Annotated in this window: 13 protein-coding genes; 7 read left to right on the top strand and 6 right to left on the bottom strand. The window is 39.0% G+C overall.

The window, feature by feature from the left end:
- Positions 1–72: 72 nt before the first annotated feature.
- Entirely contained in the window at positions 73–828 is a 756-nt protein-coding gene (locus tag FFM67_RS09185; protein WP_137614272.1) for an exodeoxyribonuclease III, read from the bottom strand.
- Positions 829–947: 119 nt separating this feature from the next.
- Here FFM67_RS09185 and FFM67_RS09180 point away from each other — a divergent pair, with 119 nt between their 5' ends.
- Positions 948–1,859, top strand: a complete 912-nt coding sequence (locus FFM67_RS09180) for a Gfo/Idh/MocA family protein (RefSeq protein ID WP_137614271.1) — start codon at positions 948–950, stop codon at positions 1,857–1,859.
- Positions 1,860–1,951: 92 nt separating this feature from the next.
- Positions 1,952–2,848 carry a UDP-N-acetylmuramate dehydrogenase gene (gene murB, locus FFM67_RS09175; protein ID WP_137614289.1) on the top strand — a complete coding sequence of 299 codons (897 nt, stop codon included), beginning with the start codon at positions 1,952–1,954 and terminating at the stop codon, positions 2,846–2,848.
- A 44-nt stretch (positions 2,849–2,892) separates the two neighbouring features.
- Here murB and FFM67_RS09170 read toward each other — a convergent pair whose 3' ends face one another.
- The 4 genes from FFM67_RS09170 to FFM67_RS09155 form a co-directional block, all read right to left on the bottom strand.
- Entirely contained in the window at positions 2,893–3,516 is a 624-nt protein-coding gene (locus tag FFM67_RS09170; protein WP_137614270.1) for an ECF transporter S component, read from the bottom strand.
- 2 nt (positions 3,517–3,518) lie between these two features.
- Positions 3,519–4,061: a phosphopantothenoylcysteine decarboxylase gene (gene coaC, locus FFM67_RS09165; RefSeq protein WP_137614269.1), complete on the bottom strand. Its 543-nt coding sequence runs from the start codon at positions 4,059–4,061 to the stop codon at positions 3,519–3,521.
- Positions 4,058–4,783, bottom strand: a complete 726-nt coding sequence (locus FFM67_RS09160) for a phosphopantothenate--cysteine ligase (protein WP_137614268.1) — start codon at positions 4,781–4,783, stop codon at positions 4,058–4,060. Before FFM67_RS09160 ends, coaC begins: the two co-directional genes overlap by 4 nt.
- Before the next feature lie 78 nt (positions 4,784–4,861).
- On the bottom strand, positions 4,862–5,848 hold the full coding sequence (locus FFM67_RS09155; protein ID WP_137614267.1) for a YhdH/YhfP family quinone oxidoreductase: 987 nt from the start codon (positions 5,846–5,848) through the stop codon (positions 4,862–4,864).
- A gap of 344 nt (positions 5,849–6,192) precedes the next feature.
- Between FFM67_RS09155 and FFM67_RS09150 the strand changes: the two genes are divergently transcribed.
- From FFM67_RS09150 to FFM67_RS09130, 5 genes are read left to right on the top strand one after another with little or no spacing between them, the layout of a single operon-like run.
- The gene (locus FFM67_RS09150; RefSeq protein ID WP_137614266.1) at positions 6,193–6,735 is read left to right on the top strand and encodes a helix-turn-helix domain-containing protein; all 543 of its coding nucleotides are present in this window, start codon (positions 6,193–6,195) and stop codon (positions 6,733–6,735) included.
- A 17-nt stretch (positions 6,736–6,752) separates the two neighbouring features.
- Complete coding sequence (locus FFM67_RS09145) at positions 6,753–7,841, top strand: ABC transporter ATP-binding protein (protein WP_137614265.1); 1,089 nt, start codon at positions 6,753–6,755, stop codon at positions 7,839–7,841.
- A 15-nt stretch (positions 7,842–7,856) separates the two neighbouring features.
- Positions 7,857–8,666 (top strand): ABC transporter permease, encoded by an 810-nt coding sequence (locus FFM67_RS09140; RefSeq protein ID WP_137614264.1) that lies wholly within the window; start codon positions 7,857–7,859, stop codon positions 8,664–8,666.
- Entirely contained in the window at positions 8,663–9,508 is an 846-nt protein-coding gene (locus FFM67_RS09135) for an ABC transporter permease (RefSeq protein WP_137614263.1), read from the top strand. The genes FFM67_RS09140 and FFM67_RS09135 overlap by 4 nt, the downstream gene beginning before the upstream one ends.
- A complete protein-coding gene (locus FFM67_RS09130; RefSeq protein WP_137614262.1) occupies positions 9,505–10,575 on the top strand; it encodes an ABC transporter substrate-binding protein in 1,071 nt (356 codons plus the stop codon). Before FFM67_RS09135 ends, FFM67_RS09130 begins: the two co-directional genes overlap by 4 nt.
- 854 nt (positions 10,576–11,429) lie before the next feature.
- Here the strand turns inward: FFM67_RS09130 and FFM67_RS09125 are convergent.
- The gene (locus FFM67_RS09125; RefSeq protein WP_137614261.1) at positions 11,430–12,266 is read right to left on the bottom strand and encodes an AraC family transcriptional regulator; all 837 of its coding nucleotides are present in this window, start codon (positions 12,264–12,266) and stop codon (positions 11,430–11,432) included.
- Between the last annotated feature and the right edge of the window lie 28 nt (positions 12,267–12,294).

The raw sequence follows: 12,294 nt of genomic DNA, 5'->3' as shown, positions 1-12,294 counted from the left end.
ATTCACCTCTTCTCCATTGTTTTAACCTATTTTTTTCTTTGTATCCGAGTTAATGGACCAGCATTACTCTTTTTAAAGAGTAATGTCTAATTCAACAGGGCAATGGTCACTGCCAAAAATTTCTGTATGGATTTTCGCGTCTTGCAACTTGTCTTTCAAATCTTCGGATACAACAAAATAGTCGATCCGCCATCCGGCATTGTTTTTGCGGGCATTGAAGCGGTAGCTCCACCAAGAATAGATGCCTGCTTGATCGGGATAGAAGTGACGGAAGGTATCAATGTAGCCGTTCTCTAATAAGATACTGAATTTTTCACGTTCCTGCGGAGTAAAGCCGGCATTTTTCTGATTGGTCTTCCAATTTTTTAAATCGATGTTTTCGTGAGCAACATTCAAATCACCACAAAAGATCACCGGTTTCTTTTCCTTTAGGCCATTGAGATAATTTAGGAAGGCTTCTTCCCAAGCCATTCGATAGTCCAATCGCTTTAATTCATTTTGCGAATTTGGCGTGTAACAAGTGATGACAAAATATTCGGGGTATTCCAGCGTGATCAGGCGACCTTCTTGATCGTGTTCCTCAATACCTAAACCATAGGTAACATTCATTGGTTCGTGCTTGGTAAAAATGGCCGTACCAGAGTAGCCTTTTTTCTCGGCATAATTCCAATACTCATAATAGCCAGGTAGATCCATCTCGATTTGACCAGCTTGTAGTTTGGTTTCTTGTAGACAGAAAAAATCAGCATCCAATTTATTGAAGTCTTCCATAAAATTCTTTTTCATCACGGCGCGTAAGCCGTTGACGTTCCAAGAAATTAATTTCATTATCCATTCCTCCGTAACATTTGAGATGAGTTCATTGTAACGAAAAAAGGCAATAAAGCAAAGTTGCCAGTCTAACAGTTCAGTATAAAATAGAAACGATTAAAAAGGAGTTTTTAACTATGAAAATCGGAGTCATCGGCATCGGGGGTATTGCCCAAAAAGCCTATTTGCCAACCTACGCGAAAATGCGTGATCAGGCAGAATTTATTTTTGCTACGCGAAACGAAGCAACACGTCAAAAAATTGCGGATGAGTATAGTTTTGCCAAAACAGTTGCTACCATTGACGAGCTTTTAGCGGAAGAAATCACCGCTTGTTTTATTCATGCAGCGACAAAGGTTCATTTCGAGCTGGCAAAAAAATGTTTGGAGGCTGGTGTAGCGGTTTTCATGGATAAGCCGGTTAGTGAAAGCTATCAAGAAGTTCAAGCGCTGGATGACTTAGCTAAAGAAAAGCAACTGTTATTTATGGTAGGGTTTAATCGTAGGTTTGCACCCATGGTCGAGCAGTTGAAACAGTTGCCAGAAAAACGAGTCATTCAGTTGCAGAAAAATGAGCCAAATCATGCCATGGATACGCAATATGGTATCTATGATTTATTTATTCATTTAGTGGATACAGCCGTGTACTTACTGGATGACGAGATCATGAGCGTTCATTCTAAGCTTCGCGAAGAAAAAGGGCAGATGGTTTATGCGCAAATGCAACTTTCCACCGCTACAACTGAATGTATTTTATCGATGGATCTTATGAGTGGTGGTAAGCTGGAACGCTATCAAGTCAGCTCACCAGAACAAACGATGATTTTAGAACAGCTGACGGATTTAAGGATCAAACGGGGACAGATAGAAGAAGTGCCACGCTTTGGTGATTGGACCACGACTTTAGAAAAACGCGGCTTCCAACAATTAGTCCAAACATTTATTGCGGCTTTGCAGAGGAAGTCTATTGATTTACGTCAAGAAAATGTTCTACTTAGTCATGAATTATGTGCCCAAATGTTGCGTCAGCATATTCGTCATCAACTATAAGGGTGGTAAGATTTTTTACCACGTGCTAAAATAGCAAAGATGTTGAAAAATTTATCCGTATCGAAGGAGAAGGGCTTATCAAAGTGAAAACAATGGAGTTAACGAAGGCTTTACCTAATTTGAAAATCCTTTTGGATGAACCTTTAATGAATTACACCTTTACAAAAACCGGCGGTCCCGTGGACGCTCTAGCATTTCCCAAAGACAACAATGATGTGAAAGCATTAGTGGATTATTGTCGTGAACAGGCTATTCCGTGGATCGTGTTAGGCAATGCCAGTAATTTGATCGTCAGAGATGGCGGTATTCGCGGGGTAGTGATCATGTTAACAGAAATGACCACAATTCGGGTCGAAGAAAACGTAATTACGGCGCAGGCAGGGGCGAAATTGATCGATACCACCTATGTGGCATTGGATCATTCCTTGACCGGCTTTGAATTTGCCTGTGGAATTCCCGGAAGTATCGGGGGGGCGGTCTTTATGAACGCCGGCGCGTATGATGGACAACTACAAGATGTTTTTGAATCAGCGGATATTTTATTAGCCGATGGCACCATTGAAACATGGACCAACAGTGATATGCATTTTGCTTATCGTCACTCAACTGTTCAAGAACAACCAGCTATCGTGTTAGCCGCTCGCTTTACACTAGCGGCTGGTGACACGGTTCAAATCGAAAAACGAATGAAGGAGCTGACTGAACTGCGTCAGTTGAAACAACCGCTGGAATACCCATCATGCGGCAGTGTTTTCAAACGGCCAGTGGGTCATTTCACTGGAAAATTAATTCAAGATGCGGGTTTACAGGGCTTAGTCTGGGGCGGCGCGCAAATATCTGAGAAACATGCAGGCTTCATTGTGAATATAAACAATGCAACAGCGACAGATTACATTGAATTGATTGCCCATATCCAAAAAACGATCAAAGAAAAATTTGATGTGACTTTAGACACCGAAGTCCGGATCATTGGTGAAGAGCCTAAATAAAAAATACTTGCTAGAAAGCTGAAATAGTTTCTAGCAAGTATTTTTTATTTTTTCATTAAACGTAATAATACGGAGCAAACGCCCATCGTTGCGATGCCGGCGACGATGGCTTCGACTAAGCCGCTACCGAAAATAATGCCTAAGATGACGCCATAGACGGCGTTGGCAGTCACCTGTAATACGTCGGCGTAACTGTCTTTAAAGAAAAAGAAAATCAAGTTCATGACTAAGATCGTGTTTGTCATCGACCCCGCCAAGCCAGCAATGAATAGACTAACGGGTCGGGCTTTTTCTTTCATGAAAGGATGCAATCCTTTATAGACAAAGTAAGGAATGACCCCAATCAAAATGCGAGGGACAATTGCGACGATGACAGCCCGCCAGTCGCCATGATTCGTCAATGGATTGGCGATAAAAGGTGAAAAGACAAAGGACATCGGTGTGATGACCACCGTGGCACGAGCCAAGCTGATCACGCCGAAGACGGTACCTAGTCCAGCACCAATCCTTGGACCTAAAATAATCGAGGCGATGATCACCGGAATATGCATGGTGGTAGCATTGATTGGCCCGATGGGAATAAAACCAAGCGGGGTCACCGCTAAAATAATCATGATGGCTAAAAACATAGCAGTCAAAGTAAAGCTTTTAACATTTTGGTCTTTCATAGTTACTCCTTTAATGTCGTATTTACAGCATGAATAATATCTGTAATGTCCGCTAACGCGCCACGGCCATAATCTCCGCAAGCCAACAAGGCTTCTCGCGGTTCGATTTCTTGGTAGCCAACTTCTTTCAAGGTCGTCAGGTTTCTTTGGACGATCGGGTTTTGATACATATACGTATTCATTGCTGGCGCGATGATTTTTGGTGTCTCAGGTAATAAGGCTAAAGCAACGGTTGATAATAAATCATCGGCAATACCGTTCGCTAGTTTTCCAACAGTGTTAGCAGAAGCAGGAGCAACTAAAAATAAATCGGCCGCTTTGGCTAAAGCGATGTGGTTGATCAAGGCCACATCTGGTTCCTCCATCACATCAAGATGAACCCGGCGATGGGAGAGGGATTGAATCGTCAAAGGAGTAATAAATTCGGTACTGCTTTTGGTCATGATCACATCGACTTTATATCCCATTTTAGTTAATTGATTGGTGATGTCAGCTGCTTTATAAGCAGAGATACTGCCGCTGATACCTAACAAAATAGTTTTCATTTCTTTTCCTCCAACTCCATGACTTCTTTTTTTATTAATTCAGCAATCTCTGTTTTGGTATGAGCCTCTTTGACTTTTTGCTGCTGATTGATAAGATAGCCGTGATGTTTTTCACCGTGAATTTCGGTTAAGTCATTGGCTAAAATAAAATCAGCATGGTTTTTTTCGAGGCTCTTTTTCGCTACATTCAATAATTCGATCATTGGTACATCTACCAACAGCTTAAAGCCAACTAAGATCGTGTCAGGCTGTAATTGTTTGATCAATGAAATGATTTTAGGATTTTTTTTCAAAACGATCACTAAATGATCAGTGTCAGAAGAAATTTTTTTCTCAGTCCGCTGCGCATCAAGCTTGGCTAGTTCTGTTGGCAAATCACTTGGCTGTTTAGCGATGGCTATTTCTAAATCTTCAAGTGTGACGGAGCTTTCTGGTGTGAAATCACTGACCGCCATACTATGGATGACTGCCTCATAATTATTTTCAGACATTAACTCTTTTAGCATTCGTTCTAAATCTGCGGTTGATTCAATATAGTGAGGATGGATCGTCTCGCCTTCGACATTGACCGCCTGCCGGGTCGTGATTAGATCGATTGTTGCACCGTCCGCAGCGAAGGTTTCGGCAATTGCTTTACCTAGTTTGCCACTGGAATGATTCGTGATGGCCCGTACATCGTCGATTTTTTCGGATGTTCCCCCGGAAGTAATGAGAATTCTCATACTTGATTTCCTCCTAGTTCAATAATAAAGCATTCATTTTTTTAAAACACCATGTCTATTTCTTCTAATCAAAGTGGATTAAGCTTCTAAATCAACAATGGTTCGACCAATATGTTTGCCAGCTAACAGTGCATCTGCGACAGCTGGAACTTGTTCTAACGTAATTTCTTGGACAGATATGTCTGCTGGTAAAGTCCATTCGTCAGCCATTTTTTGCCAAAGCTTTTGTCTCTGATTCATGGAAGCTTCCACTGAGTCGATGCCTAATAAATTAACACCTCGCAGAATAAATGGCAAGACCGTCGTTGTTAACTTGATTCCACCAGCATTGCCACATAAAGCTAGGCTACCACCATAATTAACGAAAGGTAAAACTTTGGCCAATGTGTCACCTCCGACTGTATCTACGACAAAATCAGTGAGTTGTTTATTTAACGGACGATTTTTTTCTGGAAATAATTCGGTTGGTGAGACGACAGAGGTTGCCCCCAATTTGGTCAAATAATCTTTTTGATCTTCTTTGCGGCTTAAAGCAATGATTTCTTTGCAGCCGATTTGTTTTAGAAAGTGAATGGCAAAGCTGCCAACACCACCGGTTGCCCCAGTTACAAGAACACGACTATCAGAGGTCAATCCGTGCATCTGCAAAGCATCCACGGCAAGAGCAGCGGTGAAGCCGGCGGTTCCAAAGGTCATTACTTGTTTTTCATCTAGACCCGCGGGGATTTTCACACACCAAGCGGCTGGTACGACTTGCAGTTGACTTAAGCCGCCGTCTTGTTTCACGCCTAAGCCATAGCCGGTAATCAAAACGGAATCACCTAGTTGAAAGTTTGGGTCATTTGAAGTCAAAATTTTCCCGGCAAGGTCGATCCCTGGTGTCATTGGATAATCACGGAGCACGCCTGTATTAGCTTTTGTGGCTAAGGCATCTTTATAGTTGATACTAGAATAACGAACAGCAATTAAAACTTCGCCTTCGCTAATCTCAGGCTTTTCAAAGGTTTCTATTTCAGTGTGAACGGTCTCATCACTTAATACTCGTAAACGACGATATTCAGTCATATTATCCCTCCTAAAATTAAAAAAACAATGCAATCAATCATCCTAAAATATGGGAAATTCAAAAGTTAAAAATCCCCGACTAGTAATAGTAATACGCTTATTAAAGCCGAATTATCATTAATCGTTTTAAAAAGCAGCAGACAATTCGGTTACTATATATCTTAGCGGAAATGAAGGAAAAAGCAAACTTCTTTCCTTCCTATTTAACCAAGGAAAACACAAAAGAAAATTCTTTCAAAATGCTTGATTTTTAGATAAAACTTCGTATACTAGAAAAGGTGCTATTAAACAACAAGTTTACTAATAGAAAACTTGTTTTATAAAAACAATTAGAGGAGACAACCATGGAGATCGGCGAGAAGCTGCGTAATTTGAGAATTCAAAAAAATTTGACACAAGAAGAGCTAGGCGAACGAACAGATCTATCCAAGGGATACATCTCTCAATTAGAACGCGACCTAAGTTCTCCTTCAATGGAGACTTTTTTTGATATTTTAGAAGTTTTAGGCATCACTCCCGCAGAATTTTTCAAGCAAAAAACGGGGGACCGAAAAATCGTTTATACAGATGAGGACACAACTTTTTATAGTGATGAAGAACATGGCTATCATATTAAGTGGTTGATTCCTGAATCTAACGAAAAAGAGATGGAGCCGATTTTATTAACCTTAGATAAAAAAGGTCAGTATAAACAATTTACTCCGTCACTCTCTGAAACGTTCATTTATGTCTTAGAGGGAAAAGTCGCTTTGCAATTTGGCGAAACTTTATATCAAGCAGAACAAGGGGAAAGCATTTATTATGAGGCAAGCAAACCCCACCGGCTACAAAATCAGGCGGCGGGGATTAGTAAAGTATTAATCGTCGCAACAGAATCCTATTTATAGAAGAAGGACGTGAAGTCATGGCAAACACAATTATTTCTTTTAAAGATGTCGTCAAACAATACGACGAAGATGATCCGGTATTAAAAAAAATAAACTTTGATATTGAGGAAGGGCGTTTTTATACGTTATTGGGACCTTCAGGCTGTGGAAAAACAACGATTTTAAGAATTATCGCTGGTTTTACAGATGTGAGTGAGGGGGATATTTTTTTTGAGGGGAAACGGATGAATGAGATCCCCGCTAATAAACGCCAAGTCAATACCGTCTTTCAAGACTATGCCTTGTTTCCTCATATGAATGTTTTTGATAATGTCGCTTTTGGATTGAAAATCAAAAAAATGTCTAAAAAGGATATCGAGAAAAACGTTTTAGAAGCCTTGAAACTAGTTCAATTGCCTGGCTATGAAAATCGCGAGATCACTGAAATGTCTGGTGGGCAGCGACAACGGGTTGCAATTGCTCGCGCCATTGTCAATGAGCCTAAAATTTTATTATTAGATGAACCTTTGTCTGCGTTAGACTTAAAATTGCGGACAGATATGCAATACGAATTACGAGCACTCCAAAAACGTCTGGGGATTACGTTTATTTTCGTGACCCACGACCAAGAAGAAGCCTTGGCGATGAGTGATGAAATTTTTGTTATGAATAAAGGGAAGATCGTGCAAAGTGGGACACCAGTTGATATTTACGATGAACCGATCAATCATTTTGTGGCGGATTTTGTTGGAGAGAGTAATATTGTTGCCGGTGAGATGGTTGAAGACAACCTAGTGAAATTTGTCGGCAAGACGTTTGAATGTGTTGATGGTGGAATGCGCCCTAATGAACCGGTAGAAGTGGTTTTACGCCCGGAAGATTTAAGCTTAACGACACCAGAAAACGGCAAATTAGTTGTGACTGTCGATACGCAATTGTTCCGTGGTGTGCATTATGAAATGAATTGTATTGACGCGGATGGCAACGAGTGGATGGTGCATTCCACTAAAAAAGCCAAAAAAGGCAGTAAGGTTGGCTTGTCCTTTGAACCAGAAGATATCCACGTGATGCGTTTCAACGAAAGTGAAGAAGATTTTGAAGCGCGTTTAGACAGCTATGAGGATTAGAAAGGGGAGTATGTAATGAAAAATATGCGTCGTTTTTACTCTATCCCATATTTTTTCTGGCTATTGTTTTTTGTCATCGCACCGGTTATCTTGATTATTTATCAATCTTTCTTTGATATGAATGGTCATTTTACTCTAGCCAATTACCATACGTATTTGACCTCGAAAACCTATTTGATGATGACGGTCAATTCGGTACTGTTTGCTTTCTTAATTACTTTGATGACACTTTTGATCAGCTATCCAACAGCTTATTTTTTAGCAAAGTTAAAGCATCGGCAATTATTATTGCTATTAGTCATTTTGCCAACGTGGATTAATTTACTATTGAAAGCTTATGCCTTTATCGGAATTTTCAGTGCCAATGGGTCAGTCAATGATTTTTTAAGTTTTATTGGAATCGGACAAAAGCAGCTTTTGTTCACCGACTTTAGTTTTATGTTTGTCGCGGCTTACATCGAGTTACCTTTTATGATCATGCCGATTTTCAATGCATTAGAAGAAATCAATCCTTCTCTGATCAGTGCCAGTCGCGATCTTGGAGCGAATAGTGTGGATACATTTCGTCGTGTGATCTTTCCACTGTCGCTGAATGGGGTAAAAAGTGGCGTTCAGGCTGTCTTCATCCCGTCACTTTCTTTATTCATGTTGACTCGTTTAATCGGCGGAAATCGAGTGATTACATTAGGAACAGCGATTGAAGAACATTTCTTGGTGACACAAAACTGGGGAATGGGTTCGACGATTGGTGTGATCTTGATTGTTGCGATGTTTATCGTAATGATGCTGACAGGTGAGAAAAGAAAAGGAGGTCGGGTGAAATGAGAAGAAGCAAGTTTTCTTGGTCAACTATTTATTTGATTTTTGTGTTTGTCTTATTGTATATTCCGATTTTCTATTTGATTTTTTATTCCTTTAATCAAGGTGGAAATATGAGTTCTTTTACCGGCTTCACGTGGGAACACTATCAAAATTTGTTTTCAGATCGTCGTTTAATTAGTATTGTCGTGCAAACATTTGTCTTAGCGTTTTTATCCGCTCTACTAGCCACTGTGATTGGAACTTTTGGCGCAATGGGAATTTATTATACGAGGAAACGCAATTCACGGAATATGCTATTAGGACTGAATAATATTTTAATGGTGTCACCCGACGTTATTATCGGTGCTAGCTTTTTGATTTTGTTCACCATGCTAGGAGGCGTCTTGAAAAACTTCCAGCTGGGCTTTGTCAGTGTCTTGTTGTCCCATGTCGCCTTTAGTATTCCAATCGTCGTGTTGATGGTTTTGCCGAAGCTAAAGGAAATGAATGATTCCATGATCGACGCGGCACGAGATTTAGGGGCTAATAATTTTCAAGTGTTAAGCAATATTATTTTGCCCTTTTTAACACCGGGAATTATTGCGGGTTATTTCATGGCCTTTACTTATTCACTGGATGATTTCGCTGTGACCTTCTTTGTAACTGGTAATGGCTTCACGACGCTATCTGTGGAAATTTATTCGCGGGCACGGCAAGGAATCAGTTTAGAAATTAATGCCTTATCGACCCTCGTATTTATTTTCTCTTTAGTTTTAGTCGTGGGGTATTACTTTATCAGCCGCGATACGTCGAAAAAAGCGCGGAAACGAAAACGAGAATTTGAGGAGGTGGCGGTACTCAAATGAGAAAGCTGCAGTCCTTTATTATTGGCGTCGTCGCTATCATTCTATTGCTGACCTTCGTCGTGGTACGTTTAAATCATTCCTCTAATGCAGGCTCTAAAGTGCTGAATATCTATAATTGGGGCGACTACATCGATCCTGATTTGATCAAACAATTTGAAAAAGAATACGGCTATAAAGTCAATTACGAAACCTTTGACTCAAATGAAGCGATGGAAGCCAAGATCAAGCAAGGCGGGACCGCCTATGACATCGCGATCCCCAGTGAATACATGATCCAAAAAATGAAAAAAGAAAAATTGTTGCTGCCGTTGGATCATACAAAGATTCACGGCTTAGAAAATATTGATTCGCGCTTTCTAGATTTGGATTTTGACAAGAACAACCAATACTCGATTCCCTATTTCTGGGGCACATTAGGGATCGTTTATAATGATAAGTTTGTTTCCGGTGATAAGATCAAACATTGGGAAGATTTGTGGCGGCCGGAATTAAAAAATAATATCATGCTGATTGATGGCGCACGGGAAGTGATGGGGCTCTCGTTGACCACACTAGGCTATTCCATTAATAGTAAAAAGATGCCTCAATTAAATCAAGCTATCAACAAATTAAGTAGCTTAACTCCCAATGTTAAAGCGATTGTCGCTGATGAAATCAAGATGTATATGGCAAACGAAGAAAGTGCGGTAGCGGTGACCTTCTCCGGTGAAGCAGCCGACATGATGGCAGAAAATAAGCACCTGCACTATGTGATCCCACCAGAAGGATCGAATCTCTGGTTTGATAATATCGTGATCCCTAAGACTTCTAAGAACAAAACGGGGGCATACGACTTTATCAACTTTATGCTGAAACCAGAAAATGCCAAACAAAATGCTGAATACATCGGCTATTCGACCCCTAATAAAAAGGCCTTGGCCATGTTGCCAAACAGTATTTCTAGCGACAAACAATTCTATCCAGATGACGAAACAATTAGTCATTTGGAAGTCTATAAAGATTTAGGACCGAAGTATTTGGGGATTTATAATGATTTGTATTTGGAGTTTAAGATGTATCGGAAATAATGGTAAAACTTAGTAAAAATGGGGATTTATCAACGTTCTAAAGAGCTTAAAATCGTCCTTTTTCTATCTGAGTTTTCCAATCTTCTACCAAAAGCGGCTGAAAAGCCGCTTTTTTTGTGTTATTTTATTTTTTTCTACCAAAATTTTCTACCGGAGAAAAGGAAGTTAGATTGTTGATACAATATTTTAGTGGAAACAATTTCAGTTATCAAGAATGATATAAAATCTTTATTTGAAGACTTATAGCAGCTGATATTCAATGAACAATTCTGTAATGATAAGCAAAACTTTACTTCAAAGCCTAATAATCTGGGTGTGGATATTTTTTCGTCTAGTGTCAGTTGTTCTAAGGTAGAAGGATGGATTAGAAAATTATTACATACTATTCACATGATTTAGAGATTTTCTATTTGCATTGTAATAAGGATATAAATACAGATGCATGAGAATATTGAAATTGTGAAGACTTACTAAAACTATTGGTATTGAAGTAAAAATAATCGCCAATAACGCTATTATTTAATATCTTAACTGAAACAAAGAAAGAACTTTGCTTTTTCTGAAGAATTCTAAGATGCTAAAAATTACTAAGGAAAAGAAAAATGAAGCGATCACTGAACGCAAAGCATTAAAAAATATCTTTTGATGAGAGCAAGTTGCTCTCTAGTGCTTTTATCACTAGAGTTAAATCTTATAAACTTGTTAGCAAATACAACTCACCATTTGAGATGCTAAAAAATAGTTATTTACCTGACTTGTCGGATCGTTGTTAGACAATAAAAAGGTTAACCCAGACAAATAGTCCTCAGGAGTGGGACACTCATGAGGACTTCTTATGCTCTGAATGAAAACAATCAATTAATAATAAATTGTTTGCGATAGGTGGAAGGAGAGTTACCTAATTTAGCATGAAAAAATTTAGAAAAATATGAGGAGGAAGAGAATCCCGTTTCATAAGCTATTTCAGTGATAGTCAATGAACTTTTTCGTAACAAAGAACAAGCTTTTTGCATTTTTAATTCCTGGATATATTCACTAGGGCCCATACCTTTGTGGGTCTTAAATAGTTTATATAAATATGTTCGATCGATGTTATTGAATTTTGAAATTTGATTGATGCTAATATTTTCAGACATAGTGTCGTCGATGTAACTTAGGATGTTCTTAAATAAAATTTCACTCTGTGACAGGTGATTTGTCTTCAAATTAATATGGTCGATCGTGTCGAACAGAATAAATGAAGAGGCGTTTGTACGAAAAAGATTGCCTCTTTTGAATTCGTCATAGATATCCTGAAAAAGAACATCCATTTTATGATCAAAGGAGCTACTAATAACACAATTATGTTTATCCAATTTCATTTTAGAAAAATAATCGGCAACTAAATTACCAGAAAAACCAACCCATCTATATTGCCAAGGGTTGTCACGATTTGGATAATAAACATTTTTACAATTTGAAGGAATAATAAAAAAATCTCCTGCAGTAATTTTTCGTTCCGGAAAAAAAGGAGTCGATAAAAATCCTTCTCCTGAGATACAATAATGGAGCACCCAATAATTGATCGGTGCGTACTCCATAGGCTTGGTTGAGCGACATTTCTCATAACCAACCTCACAAATATTAAACTCTGAACTTAAATTATTATTATTTGTTAAGATACTGATTTCTTTTTCTAATGAGCTGTACATAAAAATCCTCCTCAATAATTAATTTCCA

Origin of the sequence: Enterococcus viikkiensis (assembly GCF_005405345.1) — a bacterium.
Taxonomy (GTDB): domain Bacteria; phylum Bacillota; class Bacilli; order Lactobacillales; family Enterococcaceae; genus Enterococcus_A; species Enterococcus_A viikkiensis.
Note: the sequence above shows the minus strand (reverse complement) of the source record. Positions and strands in the feature narration are given on the sequence as shown.

Excerpts from the sequence above, each read along its gene's own strand:
- FFM67_RS09185 (WP_137614272.1), bottom strand. The coding sequence starts at position 828 with ATGAAATTAATTTCTTGGAACGTCAACGGCTTACGCGCCGTGATGAAA.
- FFM67_RS09180 (WP_137614271.1), top strand. The coding sequence starts at position 948 with ATGAAAATCGGAGTCATCGGCATCGGGGGTATTGCCCAAAAAGCCTAT.
- murB (WP_137614289.1), top strand. The coding sequence starts at position 1,952 with ATGGAGTTAACGAAGGCTTTACCTAATTTGAAAATCCTTTTGGATGAA.
- FFM67_RS09170 (WP_137614270.1), bottom strand. The coding sequence starts at position 3,516 with ATGAAAGACCAAAATGTTAAAAGCTTTACTTTGACTGCTATGTTTTTA.
- coaC (WP_137614269.1), bottom strand. The coding sequence starts at position 4,061 with ATGAAAACTATTTTGTTAGGTATCAGCGGCAGTATCTCTGCTTATAAA.
- FFM67_RS09160 (WP_137614268.1), bottom strand. The coding sequence starts at position 4,783 with ATGAGAATTCTCATTACTTCCGGGGGAACATCCGAAAAAATCGACGAT.
- FFM67_RS09155 (WP_137614267.1), bottom strand. The coding sequence starts at position 5,848 with ATGACTGAATATCGTCGTTTACGAGTATTAAGTGATGAGACCGTTCAC.
- FFM67_RS09150 (WP_137614266.1), top strand. The coding sequence starts at position 6,193 with ATGGAGATCGGCGAGAAGCTGCGTAATTTGAGAATTCAAAAAAATTTG.
- FFM67_RS09145 (WP_137614265.1), top strand. The coding sequence starts at position 6,753 with ATGGCAAACACAATTATTTCTTTTAAAGATGTCGTCAAACAATACGAC.
- FFM67_RS09140 (WP_137614264.1), top strand. The coding sequence starts at position 7,857 with ATGAAAAATATGCGTCGTTTTTACTCTATCCCATATTTTTTCTGGCTA.
- FFM67_RS09135 (WP_137614263.1), top strand. The coding sequence starts at position 8,663 with ATGAGAAGAAGCAAGTTTTCTTGGTCAACTATTTATTTGATTTTTGTG.
- FFM67_RS09130 (WP_137614262.1), top strand. The coding sequence starts at position 9,505 with ATGAGAAAGCTGCAGTCCTTTATTATTGGCGTCGTCGCTATCATTCTA.
- FFM67_RS09125 (WP_137614261.1), bottom strand. The coding sequence starts at position 12,266 with ATGTACAGCTCATTAGAAAAAGAAATCAGTATCTTAACAAATAATAAT.